The 348-nt window shown below is 55.5% G+C and carries 1 protein-coding gene; it reads left to right on the top strand.

The features are described 5' to 3' along the window. Nucleotides 1-323: transposase (locus HMPREF2678_RS01375; RefSeq protein ID WP_246817854.1), on the top strand; the 323-nt coding region annotated here is incomplete at its 5' end. Nucleotides 324-348: the final 25 nt, after the last annotated feature.

Genomic DNA, 348 nt, shown 5'->3' with positions numbered 1-348 from the left:
AGAGGATGTTCATTGTGAGTCAACAGCGCAAGAAGTACACGCCGGAGTACCGGCGTGAAGCTGCGAACCTGGTAATCGAATCGGAGCGGCCGATCGCTCATGTGGCTAAGGAGATCGGTGTTTCCGCCGGGCTTTTAGGCCGCTGGGTCAAACTCGAGCGTAAACGCCGAGGAGCCTCGGATGGGATGAGTGAGGCTGATCTTCGTGCTGAGAATGCTCGCCTGCGCCGTGAGTTGGCTGAAGCCAAGATGGATAACGAGTTTTTGTCAAAAGCGACAGCCTTCTTCGCCGCGAAGCAACGCGAGCAGAAAAGTTCGAACTAATGCAGCAGGAGAAGGCGAACTACAG

This window comes from Corynebacterium sp. HMSC058E07, assembly GCF_001809885.1.
Classification (GTDB): Bacteria; Actinomycetota; Actinomycetes; order Mycobacteriales; family Mycobacteriaceae; genus Corynebacterium; species Corynebacterium macclintockiae.
The sequence above is the reverse complement of the archived record's forward strand: the minus strand, read 5'-3'. Positions and strand labels throughout refer to the sequence as shown.